Source organism: Pseudoneobacillus rhizosphaerae (assembly GCF_917563885.1).
GTDB lineage: Bacteria > Bacillota > Bacilli > Bacillales > Cytobacillaceae > Pseudoneobacillus > Pseudoneobacillus rhizosphaerae.
Genome location: NZ_CAKJTG010000008.1, coordinates 86,012 through 107,778 on the forward strand (window position 1 = coordinate 86,012; position 21,767 = coordinate 107,778).

At 35.5% G+C, this 21,767-nt stretch carries 35 protein-coding genes and 3 pseudogenes; 37 read left to right on the forward strand and 1 reads right to left on the reverse strand.

From position 1 onward, the window contains the following. The first annotated feature begins 2 nt into the window (after nt 1–2). The 7 genes and pseudogenes from mtnN to LRP83_RS08490 form a co-directional block, all read left to right on the forward strand. The gene (gene mtnN / locus LRP83_RS08460; protein ID WP_230496263.1) at nt 3–704 is read left to right on the forward strand and encodes a 5'-methylthioadenosine/S-adenosylhomocysteine nucleosidase; all 702 of its coding nucleotides are present in this window, start codon (nt 3–5) and stop codon (nt 702–704) included. Nucleotides 705–734: 30 nt separating this feature from the next. Next, the gene (locus LRP83_RS08465; protein WP_230496264.1) at nt 735–1,661 is read left to right on the forward strand and encodes a PLP-dependent cysteine synthase family protein; all 927 of its coding nucleotides are present in this window, start codon (nt 735–737) and stop codon (nt 1,659–1,661) included. Between the two features lies 1 nt (nt 1,662). Further along, on the forward strand, nt 1,663–2,799 hold the full coding sequence (locus LRP83_RS08470; protein ID WP_230496265.1) for a bifunctional cystathionine gamma-lyase/homocysteine desulfhydrase: 1,137 nt from the start codon (nt 1,663–1,665) through the stop codon (nt 2,797–2,799). A 461-nt stretch (nt 2,800–3,260) separates the two neighbouring features. Beyond that, nucleotides 3,261–3,521: a YrhC family protein gene (locus LRP83_RS08475; RefSeq protein WP_230496266.1), complete on the forward strand. Its 261-nt coding sequence runs from the start codon at nt 3,261–3,263 to the stop codon at nt 3,519–3,521. A 465-nt stretch (nt 3,522–3,986) separates the two neighbouring features. Continuing rightward, nucleotides 3,987–4,127 (forward strand): YrzI family small protein, encoded by a 141-nt coding sequence (locus tag LRP83_RS08480; RefSeq protein WP_230496267.1) that lies wholly within the window; start codon nt 3,987–3,989, stop codon nt 4,125–4,127. A gap of 34 nt (nt 4,128–4,161) precedes the next feature. Next, complete coding sequence (locus LRP83_RS08485; protein ID WP_230496268.1) at nt 4,162–4,302, forward strand: YrzI family small protein; 141 nt, start codon at nt 4,162–4,164, stop codon at nt 4,300–4,302. Nucleotides 4,303–4,826: 524 nt separating this feature from the next. Then, nucleotides 4,827–5,180, forward strand: a pseudogene (locus LRP83_RS08490) (sigma-70 family RNA polymerase sigma factor); the annotation flags it as partial. A gap of 266 nt (nt 5,181–5,446) precedes the next feature. Here LRP83_RS08490 and LRP83_RS08495 read toward each other — a convergent pair. Next, on the reverse strand, nt 5,447–5,809 hold the full coding sequence (locus tag LRP83_RS08495) for a helix-turn-helix domain-containing protein (RefSeq protein WP_230496269.1): 363 nt from the start codon (nt 5,807–5,809) through the stop codon (nt 5,447–5,449). A 172-nt stretch (nt 5,810–5,981) separates the two neighbouring features. Here LRP83_RS08495 and LRP83_RS08500 point away from each other — a divergent pair, with 172 nt between their 5' ends. The 30 genes and pseudogenes from LRP83_RS08500 to LRP83_RS08640 all read left to right on the forward strand — a co-directional run bounded on the left by LRP83_RS08500 (nt 5,982) and on the right by LRP83_RS08640 (nt 21,761). Beyond that, complete coding sequence (locus LRP83_RS08500) at nt 5,982–6,164, forward strand: helix-turn-helix domain-containing protein (protein ID WP_230496270.1); 183 nt, start codon at nt 5,982–5,984, stop codon at nt 6,162–6,164. A gap of 193 nt (nt 6,165–6,357) precedes the next feature. Beyond that, complete coding sequence (locus LRP83_RS08505) at nt 6,358–6,930, forward strand: hypothetical protein (RefSeq protein ID WP_230496271.1); 573 nt, start codon at nt 6,358–6,360, stop codon at nt 6,928–6,930. Nucleotides 6,931–6,976: 46 nt separating this feature from the next. Continuing rightward, nucleotides 6,977–7,162, forward strand: coding sequence for a hypothetical protein (locus tag LRP83_RS08510; protein WP_230496272.1), 186 nt, complete (start codon nt 6,977–6,979; stop codon nt 7,160–7,162). A 503-nt stretch (nt 7,163–7,665) separates the two neighbouring features. Then, complete coding sequence (locus tag LRP83_RS08515; RefSeq protein ID WP_230496273.1) at nt 7,666–8,388, forward strand: BRO family protein; 723 nt, start codon at nt 7,666–7,668, stop codon at nt 8,386–8,388. A 33-nt stretch (nt 8,389–8,421) separates the two neighbouring features. Then, nucleotides 8,422–8,814 (forward strand): hypothetical protein, encoded by a 393-nt coding sequence (locus tag LRP83_RS08520; protein ID WP_230496274.1) that lies wholly within the window; start codon nt 8,422–8,424, stop codon nt 8,812–8,814. 18 nt (nt 8,815–8,832) lie between these two features. Beyond that, a complete protein-coding gene (locus LRP83_RS08525) occupies nt 8,833–9,003 on the forward strand; it encodes a hypothetical protein (protein WP_230496275.1) in 171 nt (56 codons plus the stop codon). A gap of 6 nt (nt 9,004–9,009) precedes the next feature. Then, a complete protein-coding gene (locus tag LRP83_RS08530; protein ID WP_230496276.1) occupies nt 9,010–9,807 on the forward strand; it encodes a DnaD domain-containing protein in 798 nt (265 codons plus the stop codon). 14 nt (nt 9,808–9,821) lie between these two features. After that, nucleotides 9,822–10,622, forward strand: coding sequence for an ATP-binding protein (locus tag LRP83_RS08535; RefSeq protein WP_230496277.1), 801 nt, complete (start codon nt 9,822–9,824; stop codon nt 10,620–10,622). Nucleotides 10,623–10,631: 9 nt separating this feature from the next. Further along, nucleotides 10,632–10,811: a hypothetical protein gene (locus LRP83_RS08540; RefSeq protein WP_230496278.1), complete on the forward strand. Its 180-nt coding sequence runs from the start codon at nt 10,632–10,634 to the stop codon at nt 10,809–10,811. Nucleotide 10,812: 1 nt separating this feature from the next. Next, the gene (locus LRP83_RS08545) at nt 10,813–11,136 is read left to right on the forward strand and encodes a nucleotide modification associated domain-containing protein (protein ID WP_230496279.1); all 324 of its coding nucleotides are present in this window, start codon (nt 10,813–10,815) and stop codon (nt 11,134–11,136) included. Between the two features lie 170 nt (nt 11,137–11,306). Further along, nucleotides 11,307–11,849 (forward strand): hypothetical protein, encoded by a 543-nt coding sequence (locus tag LRP83_RS08550; protein ID WP_230496280.1) that lies wholly within the window; start codon nt 11,307–11,309, stop codon nt 11,847–11,849. An 8-nt stretch (nt 11,850–11,857) separates the two neighbouring features. After that, nucleotides 11,858–12,130: a hypothetical protein gene (locus tag LRP83_RS08555; protein WP_230496281.1), complete on the forward strand. Its 273-nt coding sequence runs from the start codon at nt 11,858–11,860 to the stop codon at nt 12,128–12,130. After that, nucleotides 12,127–12,426 (forward strand): annotated as a pseudogene (locus tag LRP83_RS08560) (nucleoside triphosphate pyrophosphohydrolase family protein); the annotation flags it as partial. The gene LRP83_RS08555 and the pseudogene LRP83_RS08560, both read left to right, overlap by 4 nt. Nucleotides 12,427–12,716: 290 nt before the next feature. Then, the gene (locus tag LRP83_RS08565; RefSeq protein ID WP_230496282.1) at nt 12,717–13,373 is read left to right on the forward strand and encodes a hypothetical protein; all 657 of its coding nucleotides are present in this window, start codon (nt 12,717–12,719) and stop codon (nt 13,371–13,373) included. A gap of 183 nt (nt 13,374–13,556) precedes the next feature. Next, nucleotides 13,557–13,619 (forward strand): annotated as a pseudogene (locus LRP83_RS08570) (single-stranded DNA-binding protein); the annotation flags it as partial. Between the two features lie 69 nt (nt 13,620–13,688). Beyond that, nucleotides 13,689–14,663: a phosphoadenosine phosphosulfate reductase domain-containing protein gene (locus LRP83_RS08575; RefSeq protein ID WP_230496283.1), complete on the forward strand. Its 975-nt coding sequence runs from the start codon at nt 13,689–13,691 to the stop codon at nt 14,661–14,663. A gap of 200 nt (nt 14,664–14,863) precedes the next feature. Next, nucleotides 14,864–15,007, forward strand: coding sequence for a hypothetical protein (locus LRP83_RS08580; RefSeq protein ID WP_230496284.1), 144 nt, complete (start codon nt 14,864–14,866; stop codon nt 15,005–15,007). Nucleotides 15,008–15,043: 36 nt separating this feature from the next. After that, a complete protein-coding gene (locus tag LRP83_RS08585) occupies nt 15,044–15,397 on the forward strand; it encodes a hypothetical protein (protein ID WP_230496285.1) in 354 nt (117 codons plus the stop codon). A gap of 27 nt (nt 15,398–15,424) precedes the next feature. Continuing rightward, nucleotides 15,425–15,550 (forward strand): hypothetical protein, encoded by a 126-nt coding sequence (locus LRP83_RS23210; protein WP_290369520.1) that lies wholly within the window; start codon nt 15,425–15,427, stop codon nt 15,548–15,550. A 38-nt stretch (nt 15,551–15,588) separates the two neighbouring features. Beyond that, on the forward strand, nt 15,589–16,329 hold the full coding sequence (locus tag LRP83_RS08590) for a hypothetical protein (protein ID WP_354002333.1): 741 nt from the start codon (nt 15,589–15,591) through the stop codon (nt 16,327–16,329). Between the two features lie 170 nt (nt 16,330–16,499). Further along, on the forward strand, nt 16,500–16,697 hold the full coding sequence (locus tag LRP83_RS08595) for a hypothetical protein (protein ID WP_230496286.1): 198 nt from the start codon (nt 16,500–16,502) through the stop codon (nt 16,695–16,697). Between the two features lie 38 nt (nt 16,698–16,735). Next, a complete protein-coding gene (locus tag LRP83_RS08600) occupies nt 16,736–16,966 on the forward strand; it encodes a hypothetical protein (protein ID WP_230496287.1) in 231 nt (76 codons plus the stop codon). A gap of 5 nt (nt 16,967–16,971) precedes the next feature. After that, on the forward strand, nt 16,972–17,502 hold the full coding sequence (locus tag LRP83_RS08605) for a sigma-70 family RNA polymerase sigma factor (RefSeq protein WP_230496288.1): 531 nt from the start codon (nt 16,972–16,974) through the stop codon (nt 17,500–17,502). A 263-nt stretch (nt 17,503–17,765) separates the two neighbouring features. Then, on the forward strand, nt 17,766–17,951 hold the full coding sequence (locus tag LRP83_RS08610; protein WP_230496289.1) for a hypothetical protein: 186 nt from the start codon (nt 17,766–17,768) through the stop codon (nt 17,949–17,951). A gap of 154 nt (nt 17,952–18,105) precedes the next feature. Continuing rightward, on the forward strand, nt 18,106–18,294 hold the full coding sequence (locus LRP83_RS08615) for a hypothetical protein (RefSeq protein ID WP_230496290.1): 189 nt from the start codon (nt 18,106–18,108) through the stop codon (nt 18,292–18,294). 11 nt (nt 18,295–18,305) lie between these two features. Then, nucleotides 18,306–18,848: a site-specific integrase gene (locus tag LRP83_RS08620; RefSeq protein WP_230496291.1), complete on the forward strand. Its 543-nt coding sequence runs from the start codon at nt 18,306–18,308 to the stop codon at nt 18,846–18,848. A 207-nt stretch (nt 18,849–19,055) separates the two neighbouring features. Beyond that, on the forward strand, nt 19,056–19,346 hold the full coding sequence (locus LRP83_RS08625; protein WP_230496292.1) for a hypothetical protein: 291 nt from the start codon (nt 19,056–19,058) through the stop codon (nt 19,344–19,346). After that, complete coding sequence (locus LRP83_RS08630; protein WP_230496293.1) at nt 19,343–19,675, forward strand: HNH endonuclease; 333 nt, start codon at nt 19,343–19,345, stop codon at nt 19,673–19,675. The genes LRP83_RS08625 and LRP83_RS08630 overlap by 4 nt, the downstream gene beginning before the upstream one ends. Before the next feature lie 146 nt (nt 19,676–19,821). Continuing rightward, entirely contained in the window at nt 19,822–20,094 is a 273-nt protein-coding gene (locus tag LRP83_RS08635; RefSeq protein ID WP_230496294.1) for a terminase, read from the forward strand. Beyond that, entirely contained in the window at nt 20,091–21,761 is a 1,671-nt protein-coding gene (locus LRP83_RS08640) for a terminase TerL endonuclease subunit (RefSeq protein WP_230496295.1), read from the forward strand. The genes LRP83_RS08635 and LRP83_RS08640 overlap by 4 nt, the downstream gene beginning before the upstream one ends. Nucleotides 21,762–21,767: the final 6 nt, after the last annotated feature.

Here is a 21,767-nt window from a genome sequence, read left to right on the forward strand (position 1 = left end):
CAATGAAAATAGCCATCATTGGAGCAATGGAAGAAGAAGTAACTTTATTACGGGACCATATTGATAATAAAGAGCAAACAATCGTTGCTGGTTATGAATATACTTCAGGCAAGATGGATGACGCTGATGTGGTTTTATTACGTTCAGGAATTGGAAAGGTAAATGCCGCCATGTCGACGACAATTTTATTAGAAAAATTTAAGCCAGATGTTGTCATCAATACAGGTTCAGCAGGTGGGTTTCATCCAGATTTAAATGTTGGTGATGTTGTGATATCTTCTGAAGTGCGACATCACGACGTGGATGTGACCGTATTTGGATATGAGTACGGCCAAGTCCCTCAGCTTCCAGCAGCATTTGTTGCAGATGAAAAGCTAGTCCAAATAGCTGAAAAAGCAGCGAAGGAAATCAATGATATTCAAGTTGTAAAAGGTTTAATCGCAACAGGTGATTCCTTTATGAACGATCCCGCTCGTGTAGATTTTGTTCGAGGGAAATTTAACGATCTACAAGCAGTTGAAATGGAAGCTGCAGCGATTGCACAAGTAGCCTACCAATTTCAAACGCCTTTTGTCATTATAAGATCCTTATCTGATATCGCAGGGAAAGAATCCAATGTTTCTTTCGAGCAATATTTAGAGAAAGCGGCTGTAAACTCTGCAAACTTAGTAATGAAAATTGTTAAAGCGGTTCATGAACAGTAACAAGAAGAACCGATAAAGGAATGAAATAAAGTGAAAAAGGTTTTTCAAAATATCCATCAATTAATTGGAAACACACCAATTGTAGAAATAAATCATTTTTCTCTTCCAGAAGGGGTTCGCTTATTTGCAAAGCTGGAATTGATGAATCCTGGAGGAAGCGTCAAGGATCGGTTAGGTCAGGAGCTATTAAAAGAAGCGATAGATAGTGGAAAGCTACAGCCTGGAGGTACACTAATCGAACCAACTGCTGGAAACACGGGAATAGGCCTGGCTCTCGCTGCTCTAAATACAGGATATAAAGTCATTTTATGTGTACCTGAGAAATTCAGTATGGAAAAACAGGATCTTATGAAAGCACTTGGAGCGGTGATTGTACATACCCCAACATCAGAGGGGATGAAGGGTGCAATTGCTAAAACTAAGGAGCTTTTGCAAGAAATACCAAATTCCTATAGTCCACAGCAATTTGGAAACCCAGCAAATCCAGAAACCTACTACAAAACCTTAGGTCCTGAGCTTTGGGAGCAGTTAGATGGTCAAATTAATGTTTTTGTTGCAGGTGCCGGTACAGGTGGTACCTTTATGGGAACTGCTCGATTTTTAAAGGAAAAAAATCCACAGGTAAAAACGGTGATTGTTGAGCCAGAAGGTTCAATCCTAAATGGTGGGGAATCCGGTCCCCATAAAACAGAGGGAATAGGAATGGAATTTTTGCCAGGATATATGGATACTAACCTATTTGATGCCATTCATACCATAACCGATGTTGATGCATTTAACCGAGTGAAGGAAGTAGCACTAAAAGAAGGTTTGCTGGTTGGTAGCTCCTCTGGTGCAGCTTTACATGCAGCCTTACTTGAAGCAAAAAAAGCACAACCTGGAACAAACATTGTTGTTGTTTTTCCAGATAGCAGTGAAAGATACTTAAGTAAAAAGATATATGAAGGCGGGATATAGAATGCGTCAAAAGACAAAATTAATTCACGGTGGTATTAGTACTGATCCACATACTGGAGCTGTTTCGATTCCAATTTATCAGGTAAGTACTTATAAACAAGAGGGTGTTGGTGGACATAAAGGCTTCGAATACTCTAGAACGGGTAATCCAACTCGACATGCTTTAGAGGAGTTAATTAAAGATCTTGAGGGTGGGACTAGAGGTTTTGCCTTTGGTTCAGGAATGGCTGCCATTACTGCTGTTGTTATGTTATTTAACAGTGGTGACCATATCATCTTAACAGATGATGTATACGGTGGGACATTCCGTGTTATGACAAAGGTATTAAATCGTTTTGGAATTGAATCCACTTTTGTTGATACTAGCAATTTAGAAAATATCACAAATACAATCAAGCCAAACACAAAAGCTATCTATTTAGAAACACCGACAAATCCACTTTTGAAAATTACAGACATTGAAGCTGCAGCCAAAATTGCAAAAGAACATAATCTATTAACGATTGTTGATAATACTTTCTCTACTCCTTATTGGCAAACACCAATTGCACAAGGAGCAGATATCGTGCTTCACAGTGCGACAAAATACATTGGTGGACATAGTGATGTTGTCGCAGGTCTTGTAGTCGTCAATGACGAAAAACTTGGTGAAGATTTGCATTTTGTTCAGAATTCTACTGGTGGTGTATTAGGTCCACAGGATTCTTGGTTGCTAATAAGAGGTATTAAAACATTGGGCGTCCGTATGGAAGAGACGGAAACAAATACAAAGGCTATTGTCCATTTCTTAGAAGGTCATCCTGCTGTTAAAAAAGTATTCTACCCTGGGCTTGAAACTCATCCAAATTATGAAATAGCGAAAAAACAAGCAAAAGGATTTGGCGGTATGGTTTCCTTTGATGTAGGTAGTGCTGAAGCTGCCGACAAGCTGTTAGCGAAGATTCATTATTTTACATTGGCTGAAAGTCTTGGAGCAGTTGAAAGTCTAATATCTGTACCAGCAAGAATGACACATGCTTCTATTCCACAAGAACGTCGTGCTGAGTTGGGAATTACTGATGGCTTAGTTCGAATTTCAGTGGGCATTGAAGATGTGGAAGATTTATTAGAAGATTTACAGCAAGCTTTAGAAAATTAAGGGAATATGAATAATTGTTAAAATGCACACGAGTTTTCGTGTGTATTTTTTATTCTAAAACAATTGATGTATGTTAAATGGAGCAATTTAGGTCGATGAAGGACAAACGAGGCTAGGAAAGCACCAAACTGTCCTTCATAAGATTGATGAAGGACAAAACGAGGCTAGGAAACCATCAAACTGTCCTTCATAAGGCCGATGAAGGACAAAACAAGGCTAGGAAAGCACCAAACTGTCCTTCATAAGGTCGATGAAGGACAAAACGAGGCTAGAAAACCATCAAACTGTCCTTCATAAGGCTTATGAAGGACAAACGAGGCTAGGAAAGCACCAAACTGTCCTTCATAAGGCTGATGAAGGACAGTAGAATGGTAATTATGCTATATATTACAAACTCTATTTTCATGTCATTTATGTTAAAGTAGACAAGTAGACTATTAATTTGATAGGTGATGACATATATGAAAATAGAGGCAAAAAATATATACGAAAAAATGATTGATTTTCACCGATTCGCTAGCGTTTTATTAGCATTTGGCGTGTTTTTTTATTTTGGAATGATTATACCTCAAGAAGCAGCAACAACTGTAACTAAGCTAGCAAGTGCAGGTGGATCAATAATATCTTTAGCTATATCAATTCTCTTCTTCTACCTCTCTAAAAAACTAAAGAAAAAATTAGAGGAATCTGAAGAAGGGCAACAATATTTAATGAAAAAATAACGTCAGTTTATGGCGTTTTTTTCTTTTTTATAACGGATGGAAAAAAAGTCCAAAATAGGGGTTTACAACATATAAATTTGTGGTTATAATTACCAGAGTAAGCAAAAAATTCTTATTAAGGAGGTTGAATGATGAAAACTTGTACTGTAACTCTTAATGAACTTCATATGAATAAAACACATTCGACCGCTAGGAATAGAATTGCTTAAAGTATTCTTTACTTAATTATGCCTATTCATGCCGCAGGGAGAATTGTGCCCTGTGGTATTTTTATGTCCAAAAACCGCAGGGAGATACTTTCCTGCGGCTTTTTGTGTGCAAAAATCCAGCTGCAGCGCCTAGCCCCTCGAGGTCATAAGCCAATCCCTGAATGAATGCAAAAAGCGCCTTCTTTCAGGGCTCGTCTTATGCTAGTCGGGCTGGTCAAGGCGCTTTCGCTTTATATAAAAAATGGAGGTGATATATATGACACTAAATATTTTGTTTTTAACAATCAAGATTAAAAAAAGAAAAATGAGTACTACAGAAATTAATCAATATGAAATGATTAAACAGATTGAAGAAGAAAACCGAAATCGTCAAGCTTCATTAATCAGAATGTTTTAATAACGTAATAAAAACTAAAAAGGTGGTGAAAACCATGACATTAAATATTTTATTTTTATCAGTTACGATTAAAAAGAGAATCAAGAGTGCTAAAGAATTAATGCAGCACGAAATGATTCGAAAAATTGAAGAAGAAAACAGAGAACGACAAGCTAAATTCCCACATCTATTTTAATTTTATTCTGCCAAAATCAAATTGAAAGGTGGTTATTAATAATGATGATGAAACAAAAATCTAAAAATTGTTTATGGGTGATGAAAGATACCACCTAGTTGAGTTAAAGGAGGGTATTATGCTTCGAATTATAATTTTGACAATCATTTTCAGTAAAAAAAGACATAAAACTTCTAACTAAATACCAGGATAATAAAATAATCATACTGTGAATTACAAAGAATAAAAGAAAAAATCAAGAAAATATGTTATGATATCTTTAAAAAAGGGGTGGCCTAACATGTTTATGATGGTACTTGGACTCATCATTACTGGTGTAATTGGTTGCGTTATCGCTGCTGAAGTTAGTGTTGATTAATCGGATAAACACAGGAAAAGTATTAGCCACAGGTTAATACTTTTTTTATTGAAAAGTTTTGTGGAAATACTTTCCACTCAAAATTATTAATGCGGACAGACACATTCCTTCAAAGCTTTACATAGGAATTAGTTATAGGCAAAAGTCCTTTGACGGGGGTGTTCATATGTCCGGTATCTTAACAGCACTAGGTTTTTTAGTGAAAGAATTCGTCTTTCTTGTTTCTTATGTGAAAAATAATGCTTTTCCTCAACCATTATCAGCAGCAGAAGAGCGGGAAGCCCTACGTAAGATGGCACAAGGCGACCCACATGCACGAAATAAGTTAATAGAACATAATTTGCGACTTGTCGCTCATATTGTTAAAAAATTCGAAAACACTGGTGAGGATTCAGAAGACTTAATCTCCATCGGAACAATCGGATTAATAAAAGCGATTGAAAGCTATTCTGAAGGTAAAGGAACTAAACTAGCTACCTATGCGGCAAGATGTATAGAGAATGAAATTTCAATGTCATTAGTGTAGCTTATAAAAAAAGAAGAGGAATTAATCCTCTTCTTTTTTTCTGGTGCCAATTAACACCGTGTTCTCATCAACCTCAATCATATCCCCTTCATACAATACATCTGAATAATGAACATCGGCATAACCCATCCAGTTTCCCCCTAAGCGAACGTTCGTTCTTATATGACCTAAGTTTATTATATCAATTATATAATTAGAGGGGAATGGTCATCTTTTGTCTGATTTTGTCGGTTATAACCACAAAATATACAAATGTGTCATTAATTGTCACTTCGTTGTCGATTTTTACCTGTAATGGCATCTAATGTATCTAAAATCTTGGCAATATCCTCTGGGGAATATCCTCTTTGCTCGGTTTCTCGGATTACACTATACCACTTTTTAATTTTGTGTTCCATCTCTTGAGGAATTTCTAATTCTTCACCTAGTATATATGAAATGTCTACGTTGTAAAATTCAGCTATCTTTTTAATAACTTTAGTGGAAGGTAGAAATCCTCTCTCTATTCTCCCCAGATAACTATAATCCATTTCTAAACCTTCTCCAGCTTCTCGTAATGTCAGGTTTCCCTTCTCTCTTAGTGCTCTGATTTTGGCTCCTACTTCGTTTTCATAATTGGTCATTGTTATAGCCCCCACAAAAAGTCCTACAGATATAAAATACCACAAATAAGAAAATAAATTAATTATATTAAACTATTTTTATTATTTTGCGTTGCATATATTTACACATTTGTGGTATATTAAAACCACGGGTGGTACAAATAACCACAAATAAGTGGGAAAGGAGTAAAATATGGAAAATAAAATCGCAGAAATCAGACGTAAAAAGGGTATATCGCAAACAGAACTAGCTGAAAGGTTAAGCATTGATCGCACGCATCTCAGTAAAGTGGAGACAGGTAAGGTAAGACCCAGCACTCGCTTACTTGAAAGAATCGCAGCTCAGCTAGGTGTAACCATGAAAGATTTTTTTTAATCGTTTGTGGTTTATAAGTACACGATAAATAAACCACAGGAGGCAAAAAATGAAAGTAACAATTATTAAAGGTCCATTATTTGAACAACGAAAAGAACAAGCATATGAATTGCTGTACAAAATCATTCAAGAAGAAGTTAAGAAAAGCCCTAAAACAGCATAGAAGGTAACAATCTCGAAAGGAGTGGTTAGTGTGGAAGTAACTGTAGAACTTATTGACAAAGTTGTCTTTTACAAAGGTCGTGTATGGACCATTTATTCAACAAGCGGCGATGGAATTTTTGCTTACCAGGGATTAAAACCTTTTTCATCTTTTAACTATAACGAAGATTCTCGAAGGTATAGTACGTTCAGGAAAAATATTGTATTCATCAAAAAAGACGAAATTACGATTTTAACCGGTGATGACATCCAAACGGCGGTTAAAAAAGAAAATGCTCAATTAAAGAAAGAACTAACCAGAAAAAAGGCTATTGATTTTTATGTTTATCTAACCGGTCATACAAAAGCATTTGTTAGCAAACATATTCAAGAACGTCATAATGGTTTTGAATTTTCTCCAGGCGTTATTCGCTATGATTTATGGAAAACCTCTCGAGGTGAAAGAAGTTTTCTAATCTTATCTCACAATATTGAAGGAAACTCACAACACGCTTATTTCGATTTCATTACATTTGAAACGGATGACGTTGAGACAGATCGTTCTTGGGAAGAAGTTAAACAGGAAATAATTGATAATTTCAAAGAATGGAACGGAATCCAATAAAATTATTCAATCGACCGAAATGATGACATAAAAGGAGTTGAGAAAATTGGAACATAAGACATACGAAGTAGTGTTAAGAAGTTTTTTAAGCGATGATGTAACACTAATCATCCCTAATGTGGCTAATATAGAGTTTTCTAATGAATCTTTTGTAGTTTTGACAGATAAAGAAAATTGTATTGTGGGTGCTTTTGACCGTAGTTATATTAAAGGGTTTTATAAAACTAAGTAGTGAACAATCCGAAACTATTCAACCTTTCGGAATTACCGAATGGTTGACATTTATTGTGACGTAAAGGAGTAAATTGTAATGCTTATTGAATATCAACTATTTGCCATTACTGTCTGCATTTTTGGACTATGTGTTTTATTTTTATTTTGGAAATACAAATGAACAATTCGAGATAAATTCAGAGGTTAATACCTCTTCTCTTTTTACCTCTTATGCGAAACTTGATGAACGATTTTTGGAATAAAAGTTTAGTAGTTGAATAGGAGGGCAATCAGATGGGGTACATCATAACTGGAATCATCTTGATAGGCATTATGACTATTGGTATGGGTGCAGCTAAGTTACTTGGCTTAGCAGATTAATTGTTTAGCAGCTTCGAAGGGAGTGATGTTTATCGCTGAAAGACAAATAAAAAACCACCAGCGCCAACTGGTGATCTAGGTAAAACAATCTAAGTAAATCTTACCATAAAAATGAGGCAGATAAAAAGGAGAAGAAACTAAGTGGACCAAATTTCAAAAGTATTCCAATTTGGCGGAAAAACTGTAAGAACAATATTAAAAAATAACGAACCTTGGTTTGTCGCAAAAGACGTTTGTGAAGTATTAGAGATTAATAACGTAACTCAAGCAATAAGTCGTTTAGATGAAGATGAACGGTCTATGTTCAACATAGGTCGTCAAGGTGAATCAAATATTGTCAACGAACCGGGTCTCTATACATTAATACTTGGAAGTCGCAAACCTGAGGCAAAACAATTTAAAAGATGGATTACACACGAAGTACTTCCTATGATACGCCAAACAGGTGGCTACGTATCTAACGATGAAATGTTTGTAAACACTTACCTTCCGTTTGCAGATGACCATACCAAGCTGATGTTTCGAGCAACATTAGAAACAGTTAGAAAACAAAATGAACAACTCACAATAATGCAACCAAAGGCAGATTATTTCGATGCTTTAGTAGATCGCAACCTATTAACGAACTTTCGAGATACTGCAAAGGGAATCCAAATTAAAGAGAAAGATTTTATTAACTGGTTATTGGAGAACAAATTCATTTATCGTGACCAAAAAGGAAAGTTAAAACCTTATTCTCAATATGTGCCTCAGTTTTTCCAACTTAAGGAATGGGAACGAAACGGCAAAGCAGATACACAAACTTTGATTACTCCAAAAGGAAAAGAAACTTTTAGATTACTTATTTCAAAAAAGGTTTCTTAAATTAGGATTCATCGCCAAAAAGGAGGATTGAAGATGAACCGAAAAGAAAAGCAAACGATTCGAAAAGAAATCTGTACGCTTTTAGATCAATGCACAGGATGTGAGTATCGCATTTCTCAAGGAGAAACCCCTGTTTATTGTTCGACCGTGTGCCCAATAGGAATCACCATGCAGTCACTATCAGCTCAGTTGATAGTTGACGAAACTAAAACATCCCAAAAGGTTGGCGGCACTACAACCCCTATAAACATTGGACCTTGGAGCTCTGACGAAGAGTTTTATCTTATTAACCATATTAACTTCTATAAAGTGGGCCATTTATCTGCAAGATTAAATCGACTTCCTAAATCTGTTTCAGCAAAAGCTAGTTACTTGAGAAAGAAATTTCCAGACGTCATCGCCCAGCAAAAAAGAAAGGCAAAATAACCAAAAGTTGGTGACGAGATGCCTGTAAATAATGATTTATATCGGGTTTTAATCCCGGAACGAATTTTTCAGGAAGCAGTAGGAAAAGAACAACTCAAGATGCAAGTTCTTCAATATATGGCTCGGTATCCACATTATCAGGTGAAATCGATTCAAAAAGGTTTTGCTATTTGCATCAGAAAGGAGTAATAAAAATTGGCTAAATACAGACAGGTCCATGTGGATTTTTGGCAAGACGGATTTGTACTTGATCTCACTCCAGAGGAAAAATATTTTTATATCTATTTGATGACCAACAGTAAAACTTCCCAATGCGGTATATACGAGTTGCCAAAGAGAATTATTGAAACGGAAACAGGATACAACAGGGAAACAATAGATAAATTGCTTAGCAGATTTATAGAGTATGGAAAAATCCGTTATGACGATAAGACAAAAGAAATTATGTTAGTAAATTGGATTCGGTACAACGCAATTAAAAGCTCAACAGTTATATCGTGCATGAAAAAGGAGCTTAAATCCATTAAGAACAAAGGATTTATTAGAGAATTAATTACCCTATGTATACGGTATGGATACCCTATAAGTACCCTATCCATAGACCAGGGGGAAGAAGAAGAACAAGAAGAAGAAAGAGAACAAGAAGAAGAACAAGAAAAAGAACAACAAGAAAATATGTCGATTGCAGATGTAAGTGATTTTTACCAACAAAATTTCGGAATGATAAACCCCTTTATGAGCGAGACATTAATCACATGGGTTAATGACTTGAATTGTGAATTAGTGTTAGAAGCCATGAAAAGAGCATTAGTTCAAGGGAAACCTTGGAAATATGCGAATAGCATTTTAAAAGAATGGGCAAAAAAGGGCGTTAGAACCATTAAAGATGTACAAGCACTGGATGAGGAATTTCGCAGGAAAAGAGAAGGACAAGCTAATAGTAATAGTTCCAATAAAACAAAATCCGAAAGTGAATACGATTACGATTTTTAAAACGGGGTGAATAAGTGAAATCGTTAAAAGAATCGATAACCATCGAATCGTTAAAACTCCCTAAAATTACAAATGAACGTTGCACCAATGACAGTTGCAGACGTCCTTTGCAACTAGATCCAGTATCGGAACAACCTTTTTGTTTTTACTGCAGGTATATAGCAGCTGAAGATAAAATACTTGCCGAACAGACATTAGAAGCTCATGCCAGGATGACAAAGAGAAAAGTCAAAGATGTGTTTGATCAAAATTCCCTGGTGAATGAAAACCTTAAAAGAGCATCCTTTGATACTTATATCCCACCAAGTAAGGAATTAGTGGAGGCAAAGCAGAAAGTTATGGATTTTGTTCGACTTTTCAATCCTAAAGAATCTAAAAATCTTTTATTAGTTGGTACCTATGGGACCGGAAAAAGTCACTTGTCTTATGCGGCAACAAAATCGCTTTTAGATTCTGGTCATTCTTGTTTGTTTTTATCGGTACCTAAGCTACTAACCAAAATTAAAGAAACCTACAACGCTAAATCTAAGCTTTCTGAAGAGGATTTATTCGAGTACATACAACAAGTTGACCTTCTTGTTTTGGATGATTTAGGAGCTGAGTACACAAACAAACGAAATGAAAATGACAATTGGGCACAAACTAAGATTTTCGAAGTTGTGGATAGTCGTGCTGGGAAGAGCACCATTTATACAACCAACTTAAAAAGCGCTGACTTGGAAGCAAAAGTCAACGAGCGTAACTTTTCTAGGATTCTTGATAACACTGAAATTATCAAAATGAACGGAAAAGATTTTCGCAGAAAACAATTTTAGGAGGATACTATGTGCCAATTATGTAACGGTACACACGTGGTCCACACCACTGGTAGTTTTTACACCAAGATTGACAGCTGTCCCAATTGTGGACCTGTTCCAGAGGAAGTAAGAACAGCTAAACAACAAGTTTTTCGAAAAAGACTTGAAGAGGCTAAACAAAAAATATTTGAACGAGTAGGAGGTTAATATGGGCAATCTTTATAAAGCAAATGAGATGGAAACAATTGAACCTCTAGAATTCAAGATGACCAAAACTGATAAGCATTTAGAAATTTGTCGCCAGTTAAACAATATCTACAAGCAAAAGAACGCTGATTACGGAGATTCATTTGGACAGCAGTATCAAGAATACGGAATCATTTCTTCTGCAATTCGGTTAGAGGACAAGATGAAACGATTTAAACAATTGATTAAGAACGAAGCACAGGTGAAAGACGAAAGCATTGAAGATACACTTTTAGATATGGCTAATTATGCCATCATGACAGTGATCGAGATGCGCAACAAATGAACCGTCAACAACTTCTCTTCAAACTGGATGACTTACTGGAAAATTGCAAGAGTTGCCCCCGAAAAAGCGATAATCGAAGTATTGCTGTATCACCAGAAGTAAAGTGTAAGGGGTGTAGCACCTACAATGAGATAAGGCTTATTGGAGAAAATTTAGGGAGGAAAAAAGGTATGGCGAAAATCACATTGGAGGAATATCAAGACTTAAAAACACAGGGACTTAGCGATGCAGAAATCGCACGTAAAAGGTCTATGGCACCATCTCATGTATCCATTCTCAAAAAGAAGTGGTTTGGAGCTCCCAATAAACCCGTTTTAAGTGAAAACCTTACTTTAAAAGCAGAAAAACCTAAAGAAGATAAAACCACTGAAATGCGCCAATTAATTAATGATTTAAGTGACACGAACAATGCGAAGGATAAATCAATATTAGAGCTCCAAGAAAAAGTCAAAGAATTAGAAAATCTGAATGCAGCATGTAGTGACATAGAAAACGAATGTAATAGTTTACGAATTGAAATAGATCATGAGCGAAAAGCGAAGGAAAACGCACAACTGGAATATGACCGGGTGCAATGCGATCTAGAAATAAAAGATTATGAGCTACAGAACCTTTTGACTAAACATGCTGATGTTTATTCCTCACTAATCAAGTTAGAAAAAGAGAACCGAGCACTAAAAGAGTTAGTCATTTTGTATATTTCAAAGTCGTAGGTGATTGAATGAACTTTGAAGATGCCACTAAAAAGCAATTATTACAAATAGTACTAAATGAAAATTGCCCTTTGGACTATAAATACGCGGCAGCAAGGGAGCTCCAATTAAAAACTTGGAGTTCCTTATTCCTACAAAAGTTAGTGAAATATTGGGGAATGGGTTTAAGCGAAGTTGAAATTGCTGAACGTTTCGGAGTGGAAGTATGGGAAGTCAAAAAACAGCTTCAAAAATATCAATTGTTCGGCAAAAGAGTGATAAAAGGAGGTATGAGGCGATGAATTTAAATGATTATCAACAAATGTCTTCACGTACAGCTACTAAACATGATGGAGAACTAGCTAATTATGGATTAGGCATTGCTGGTGAAGCTGGTGAAGTTGCAGATTTAATTAAAAAATTTGTTTTTCATGGCCACGATATCAATAAAGAAGATATCAAAAAAGAATTAGGTGATGTACTTTGGTACGTTTCTCAGGTTGCTAGAGTAGCAGGGTTATCACTTGAAGAAGTAGCAACGGCTAATATCGAAAAGTTGTACAAACGTTATCCAGATGGATTTTCATTTGAAAAAAGCATCAATCGAACGGAAAACGCAGCCATCCCAACAGAAGAACCGAACATGGAAATGGATATTTATAACTGCGAGGATTGCGGTAGAGCATTTGCAGTTGAAAAGGCAGACGATCCAGAATGCTGTCCTGTCTGTGAAGCAAAGATTTGGGAGTATAGCCATACCATAAAGGGCGAGATAGTTAAGTAGTAATCGAACCAACTCTAGACATAAATTTAAGTTGGTTGGAAATGGATCAGTTGAAAAAGCTGAAGAAGAAAAGGAATGCAAAATTAAATTGGAGGGGTAAAAAAATGACAGTTAAACCAATCAGTAACATTGAGTTTGTTCATGATGATTTATACGGAATCGCTTTGGAGGCAGTTAAAAAGTTTGTGAGTAAAAGTGATACTCGCCCAATTTTAACTTATGTATCGCATGCAGCAAATGGAGATATGATAGCCACTGATAGCCACAGATTGATACGGATTAGAGGGATCCATGGATTTAAAGAGGATTATTTAGTTAATCCAAAGTCGTTTATGTTTGCAAAAGGGAACTTCCCTGAGACTGAAAAATTATCAGGAATAGAAAACCACCAAGCGACCATCGTATTGACGAAGGAACAAATCAAATTATGGTTGCAGCTATTTAAATCGATTAATCAAACAATGACGGTTTTAAAGGATCGTAACAAAACAGTGAAATTATGTTTCGCAGAAGGTAAGGAGGAATCGGTTAACGTTGAACTAGGCAATCATGGCATCAAAATGAGTATGCCGTGTATCGCAACCTACCCCGGGTTCGAAGTAGTATCGTTCAATGTTGAATACATTCGAGATGCACTGGAAGCTCACTTTAAATTAAATTCCGAGCAATTAACATTCTACTTCCATGGAAATATGAGACCTATTGTGTTAGATGACGATGCGAATGTTAGAACCTTAATTCTCCCAGTGAGGACTTATTAGAAACATAGTCACGATAATGAATAAAACACCAAATTGGAAAAGTCTTGATTTAAACAACAAATGCGGAAGTTGCAACTATTATAAACCGTTTATTAAAAACAAAGTACTTACTGCTAGAGGTACTTGTACATTAAAAACAGTTTATAAAATGCGTACAGAAAGCTGTTTGAAGTATGAACAATCGACGGAAAAAAAGTGTATGTCACGGAAGTTCTGGCTGAATCCGTTCAATTTTTAGAGCCTAGAGGGAATTCAACACCATAACTGCAAATTTTCTTATTGCATTACGAATAACTGACTAAGGAGAATGCAGGTATGCAAAATCATATAATTTTCTTTAGCGGAGGGAAAAGCAGTTTCTCGGTTGCTGATTTTGTAAAAGAGAATTACCCGAATGACAATATCCTCCTCTATTTCACGGACACTCTTTGGGAAGATGAGGATCTATACCGATTCATTCTCGAAGCCAGTGACAAATTGGAGTTACCAATGTTGGTTCATAGCAGAGGTATTACCCCAGCTCAATTAATGGTTCAACAAAGGTTTATGGCCAATAACCGAGTAGGAACTTGTTCGAAAGAACTCAAAATGAAAGTATCTGCTCAATACTTGAAAAAGGGCATTGTTCCTGAAGTCGAGAAATGGCATAACAAACAATACCTTAAGGCTGAGGACTTCATTACCGATGCAACCCTTTATTTCGGTATAGGCTTTGAGGAAATGCACCGTGAAGGACCAATAAGAGCCAATTGGAAACCTTTTAAAGTAGAAATGCCACTCATAGATCATGTGATAAACAATGACGAGGTTTTAAAGAAATACAATATCCGGCAGCCGCGCTTGTATGAAATGCAGTTTGTTCACAACAATTGTAAAGGTCGATGTGTAAAGGCAGGTCAGGGACATTTTAAAAACTTGCTTATGAAAGATGAGAAAACTTTTATCGAATTGATGGAACAAGAAGTAATCATTTCGGAATACATCCGATATTGCAAACAACCAGCCATTAAGAGTGGCAAAAGTAAGGATTACCTTTATGACGATGTATGGGAGTTTGTCAGCACTGGAAAGAAATCCGACAAGATAAAAAACATATTAGCAAACAGTGAATACTTAAAATCCAACTGGCGAAGATTCGGTCAAGATTCCAAAGGTCAACCGATTAAAAAGCCTTACACTTTTATGAAAACAAAGTCTCTAGAAGAATTAGAAAAAGAACCAGTCCAAGTGGATATTTGGGACATTGGTGGATGTGGCTGTTTTGTGGAGTATGAAAAAGATGAATTGTAGACAAACACCAAATTGGAAGCCAAATATCACGTTATTAAATAAGTGCGGTAGTTGTAAATGGTATGAGTCATTCATCAAAAAGGATATTTTGACTGCAAGAGGCACTTGTACATTAAAAAAAGTTTATAAAATGCGTACAGAAAGTTGCCTGAAATATGATGAATCGTAGACCCATATTACGACATAACGAGGTGATGAAAATGTTAGTAATGACTAAAGAGTTTGTCTTACATCTTTTAGAAAAAGAGATTGAATACGCTATGAATACCAACACAAGTCCATTATTTGTTTTAGGGTTAAAACAAGCAATGGAAGTAATTGAAAACGAAAAGCATAGTGAATAATTCGAGAAGTTAACGACCTAAAAGGAGGATGAGAAAGTGAAGGCCATGTTACATGGATTACCTGAGCCTTTTATTACAGTTGATGGTCCCATTGAAGAAGGTACCACCATTGGCTGGATTGATGGAACCGTTTATGAGGTCTATCAGTGTGATCCTATCGGAGATAAACCCGAAACGCAACTGCAGAATGTTTACGTGAATATTGCCACAGAAATAAAGGCGGGAAATCACATGAATGAAATTTCTAAAGAAGAATTAGAGCGTATCGCTAGAAAACAAAGTGATGTTATCAAACAGCTTCATAACTACATTTTTATGAATGAAAACATTCCTGAAGATGAAAGAGAATTTATTCTTGCCAATTTAGACACTGTCCTTCGATTATATTAGGTTGATGAACTAAAAGGAAGTGGTTAAATGCCCTTTAAAGAAGCAATAAAAATGCAACTAAAAGAATACAAGGAAATGATGAAAAGTCCTTATTTTTGGGTGTTTTATATCATCTCCATTACATTATTATTTTATTTTGACGTATTGGAATGAATATCGTTCAGTAAATAAACTAAAAAAAGGAGAGAAAAATGATGAATTTAGAAAATAGCATTAAAGACGTTATTACGAAAAAATTAGAAGAAGGTTTTGTTGAAAAAATGATAGCTGAACAACTAGAGGTCGGAGTTAAGAACGCCCTTAAAGATTTACTAGGTTCTTACGGTGATGTAACAAAGGTAATCGAAAATCAAATAAAGTCTGTTATGATTCCTTTTCTAGAAAACCGTGATTACAGTGAATATATCGTGAAGTTAGATTCTGTTTTGGTGGATGTTTTGAAAAATTCAGCATTGGAAAACAAAAAACTGCTGGAGAATTTTAAAAACCTAATGATTTATGATGATCGAAAAGATTTAAAAGTGACAGACCTGTTTGAAGAATGGAAAAAGTATGTAGGAAAGAATATTGAGACAGACGGATTGGAAATCAATTATGATGATGGACCTAGTTATGAATATGCGGATGTGCATATGAACATTAATTATGATGACGAAAGATCATGGAGCTCTTTCGATTATGCAACGCTAACTTTCGAATGTGAACATGATGAAAAGATGAATTTCGCTATCAGATTATCCAAATGGGACAAAAGAGACAATTGGGATGTTCGATATGATTCTAAACATGACATTTCTTCACTAAGATATTTGAATGACTTTGAAATACTGCTAATGAAGTTAGATCAGAACGGTGTCAAATTAATACTTGATTCTGATTATGAAAGCGACAAAGTTGTACCAGAAAAAGAACCAGAAGCAAGTTGGAGTTAGTGAATAAATCTATGAGAGTACCAAAATGGAAGTTAAAAGCTAAAGAGATTTTGAGTGGAAAATATAAGTCATCAAAAAAGATACCCAGGATTCTTACAATAACTAAAAACAGCATAATTTATAGGAAATATTTTAATTGAGCAATACAATGACTTTCTAAGGGGTGGCATATGAATCGAAAAAGAAAGAATCGATACAAACAATTACGGGAGATTAGAAGAGAAAGAGATTATCAATCAGGTGTTCTCCAATATGCAAACAGACCTTATACTTTCCGCTCAGCAAGAGTTAATTGGGAAAACGGAAAAGCTATTCCTGTGTATGTTACTACAACTCAATTCATTAAAAAACATAATATCACTATTTAATTCGAGAATTTTATTCACCAAATATTCGAGGTGAGAACATGTATATATACCCTTACAAGCAAATTAGTACTGGTAAGTTTACAAAATGGACTATTAGTATAACTGGTAACGGTTCTGTAGTCGTGGAACACCTATTTAGAAGTAAAAGGAAATCTCAGATTGAGATTAAAACAGAAAAAGAGATAAAAGATGCAGCTATCTCTAAAGCCATCCACGAAACAGTAAAATGGGCCCTTTATGAAGCTAGAAGCTTAAGGCTAGGAGGTTAGATGCCGTGCAACTGGAGTTAGAGTATAATCCCTCAAGAATAGCTACTGTTGAAGATTATAGACTTACACTTAAAGAAGCAAAAAAACTCCTAGATTGTGCAGCTGATGAAGATGAGGAAATTATTAAAGGAATTATTTCAGATTTAGAGTACACAATTGAATGGATGTCTACAGGTCGTCGACCAGGTAACAAAAGAGGCATTGAGCGAAGGGCAGCATATCAAAATAATCGTTTATTTGACCCGTTAATTATCCAACGTTATTTTAGAAGTGAAGAACCTGTATTTTCTTGGGACCAACATCAAAAAGAAGATATCATTCATTCTTGGGAAAGAGATCAATTAGATTGTGCACTTTCCGTTTTAACAGATAGAGAGAAAGAAATATTTTTAATGAATAAGGGACATTGTTTGCAAAATACTGAGATTGCCAGTTTGCTAGGGGTTTCAGAAAGCAACATTAGCTCCACAATCCATCATTCAGAAAAAAAAATATTAAATCATATTTCCGAATGCCTTATCTGTTCTTGCAGATAAGGTATTTTTTATTGACAATTGCCACCTATATATAAGGGGTGCGGAAATAATCCCGAAATCCTTCAAATTTTACGACTATGTCGTGAACTTGGTTTGTACAACAGGCGATGCCTTGAGCAAGCAACGTCAAAAAAAGTTAATGTGAAAATAAGGGCTGCATAGCCAGTCGACAAATACTTTCTCACATTACATCACCTGGAAGGCGGTATCTTCATGGGGTACCGCCTTTTTTATCAGGTTTATTATTTTAGGAAGGTGATTCAATGAAAATTGCTGATCGTTTATCTAAAAATCAAAAAAAGCAGTTGGATAAGATAAAGCCACCTAAGAAAAAAACACATCATAAGCCAAAGCAAAAAAAAGAAGAAAAAATCGATTGGAATGAATTAATGGGTAGCAATAATAGAGGCTTGTATCGTGGCAAGGGAGGCGCATTAAAGAGAAGATGAAAAAGAATGAACCATATTAAACAAAAGACAAAGAACATATTATAGTCTTTTGTTTTTTGTATTCAACATCATATAGCAGCTTATGTTGCAAGTGTCCGCCATCACTTCCCTGTATGTGGTGTTGAATACAAAAAATAAAAGGAGTTGTTGTGACATGGCAGAAAAGCGCGCGTCAAACAAAGGTAGTTCTGGAACAATTTCTGTCGACATTGATTGTTCTGAGGCATTAAAAGGATTAAAAGCAGTAACCAGAGAAGCGAAAAAAGCAACAACAGCATTACAAGAATTAGAGGAGCAACAAAAGAGAATCGGATTAGTTCCTAAGTTCATTAAAGAGGAATGAGGTGAGTATCGATGAACCTCGTCCAGCCGATTAGAGATAAAGAATTGATTAAAGAAATAAAGAACTATCTTCAAGAAACCAACCCTAGGAATTACATACTCTTTTTATTGGGTATCAATACTGGGTTAAGAATTTCTGATATTTTGAATCTCAGAGTTCGAGACGTTGAAGGGTGGGACATCTACCTTAGAGAAAAGAAAACAAAAAAGATCCGTGAAGTCAAAATGCCCAAAGAATTAAAGAAGGCATTAAGAGAATATATCAAAGACAAACACAAGAATGAATACCTTATTAAAAGTAGGATTGGCAAAAACAAACCTATTACCAGAGGAATGGCTTATGTAATATTAAATCAAATAGCTGATGAATTCGGTCTTGAGAGAATTGGTACTCATTCATTAAGAAAAACATATGGGTATCATTTCTATAATCAATTTAAAGACGTTGCTACATTACAACAAATGTTAAATCACACTGATCCAAAAGAAACATTAAGGTACATTGGAATCACTCAAGATACATTAAATGATTACCAACGAAAACTTCAAATATGAAGGTTTCTTTTTTATGCAGCTTTTCAATTAGCTATAAAAAAATGTTGTCTAATTCATTTACAAGAAATGGATTCAGAATAGTGATATCAAGTACTTTGCGGTGCTGTTGAATTGTACACAATATAGGTTATAGCTAATTCATTAGATTAAAAAATGTTCAATTACTAATAGTAATTAGGTAAAATAGCGGCAAAGGTGGTGCAAAAAATGAAAACAACCTGCGATGCTGGATGCAAAAAAGTATTCACAATAACTAAGTTTAAAACTAAAAAAGTAAAGAGTGGAATAGAAAAGACTTTCTTTCGCTGCACACATTGTAAGTATGAGTACGTTGCTTATTACTCAAGTGCTGAAACCTTAAAGCTCCAGAAGGAAATGAGACAACTGCATGCAAAGATGCGAACTGGTGATATAAATAATCTACTTAAAGAGGAAGCTTTGCTTAAAGCGAAGGTCAAGCAGAGCATGGACGATGCTAGAAGGATTGCCGAAGGATGATTAAGTACAATACTGAAGCAGAAAAGAAAGCTTTCTATAACTCTACTGCATGGCGCAAGTTAAGACAAGAAGCGGTGAAGAGGGACAACTATGAATGCCAGGAATGTAAGCGACAAGGTTTAGTCCATGTTGATTCAGTCAAGGAAGATGGCAAGAAGAAACCTATTGAGTTAAACGTCCATCACAAACAAGAGATAGAACATCATCCTAAGCTTGCCTTAGTATTAAGCAACTTAGAAACTCTCTGTCTCTTTCATCATAATGTTATTCACGATAAAGGGTATCAACCAAAAAAGGAAAACAAATGGGTGCATGATGAGAGGTGGTAGGTTGTACTAATTGTTCTAATTGTGTGAACAATTCAAACAATTACACCCCCCCACCAAATATTTTCACTTTTTCCAAAAAACCTCTACACCGGTTGAGGTCTTAATTGTCAGGTTTTTTTAAGTTTTATATGTCGGGAGGTGAAAAAGTGGCTAAGAGTGTGAACATCACACAACTTAAAAACCAATTATTGGAAAAGATAAATACAGAGGATTTAATCCAACTTGAAAAAGTAGAACGATACATTGAATTAGTCAAATCATTTAGAGCGATGAGCAAAGTCATCAAGAAGGATGGAGAGACTGTTGCAATAAAAACTATTGGAGAACGGAATAAAATTAACGCCTCCTTATTAAGCATTGAAAAGTCATTTGATTTTAAAGAGGAAGACACAGATCATAGCGGTAGTGATCTTATATGATTTCTAATAAATATGTTGAAGAATATATCCATCTCTTCGAGTCCGGAAAAGTTAAGTTTAATGAAGAGCGTGTGATATTAGTTGAGTATTTAAAAAGAGATGTTCTTAGCAGGGATGATTTATATTTCGATGACGAAATGATTGAGAATTGTATTAGGTTTGGTGAAAAGTGGTATTTCCCATTGGGCCCATTCCAAAGATTCTTGATTGCTTTCGTCTTTTTATTTTTCAAGAAAAACGATCGTGTGTTTTACCGAAAACATTTGTGGATGTTTGGACGGGGTGGCGGTAAGAACGGTTTAATATCAGTTGTCACCAATTTTCTTATAAGTGAGTTGCATGGGATACCAGACTACAATATATCTATTATTGCTAACAGTGAAGAACAAGCAAAAACTTCACCTGATGAAGTGCACAAAACTGTTAAAAGACATAAAACGCTGCTTAAAGCATTTAAAACAACCCTAACCCAAACTGTATCTAAAATAACTGGAAGTATCCTCAAATTCAGAACCTCAAACGGTGAAACAAAAGATGGTTTGCGAGACGGTGCTGTTGTCTTTGATGAAATCCATCAATACGAAAGTAATAAAGATGTTCGTGTTCATATTTCTGGTTTAGGTAAAAAACCAAATCCTCGTGAGTTCTATATTGGTACAGATGGGTATGTACGTGATGGATTCCTAGACAAGATGAAAGAAAAAGCATTAAAAGTTTTAAAGGGAGAAGCTCGTGTTAACTCCTTATTCCCTTTCATTTGTAAACTTGACGATGAAAAACAAGTTGATGACCCTGATAACTGGGAACTTGCTAACCCAATGCTTTCTAAGCCATTTAGCGAATATGCTGAGGGGTTATTCGAAACAATCAAAGAGGAATACCAAGATTTAGAAGACGATCCTTCCAACCGTGAAGAATTCATGACAAAACGTATGAATTTGCCAGTAACAGATTTGGAACGCTCTGTTGCCAAATGGGAAGAAATCGCTGCTACAAACAAACTACTCCCTGATTTAATAGGAAAAGAGTGTATAGGCGCTATTGACTTTGCTAGTGTAAGAGACTTTGCTGCATGCGGTCTTTTGTTTAGAGATAGCGAAGATTATATTTTTAAGACCCATTCATTTGTAAGAAAAGAGTTTATTGATATTTATTACGGATATTCAAGAAAAGCAACCGAAATAACCAAACAAAAATTTGCACCAATCAAAGAATGGGAAGAGAAAGAACTATTAACAGTTGTAGACGAGCCTACTATAGATCCAAAACACATAGTAGAATGGTTTGTAAAAATGCGAGAGTATTACAACATCAAAAAAATCATTGGAGATAATTTCCGTATGGAAGCATTAAGAAAACCACTTGAAGAAGCAGGCTTTGAAGTTGAGGTAATAAGAAATCCTGAAGCTATTCATAGTTTACTTGCTCCTAGAATAGAAGCAGCTTTCGCTAACCAACATATTATTTTCGGTGATAATCCACTCATGAGGTGGTACACGCAAAATGTTCTAGTCGTTATTAAAAAGGATGGTAATAAGGTATATAGGAAGAAAGAGCCGGTGAGAAGAAAAACAGACGGTTTCCAGTGTTTTGTCCATGCAATGTATAGAGCTGATGAAATACCTGTTGATAATGTGGATTTCTTCTTAGATGACATTGACTTTTAAAATGAG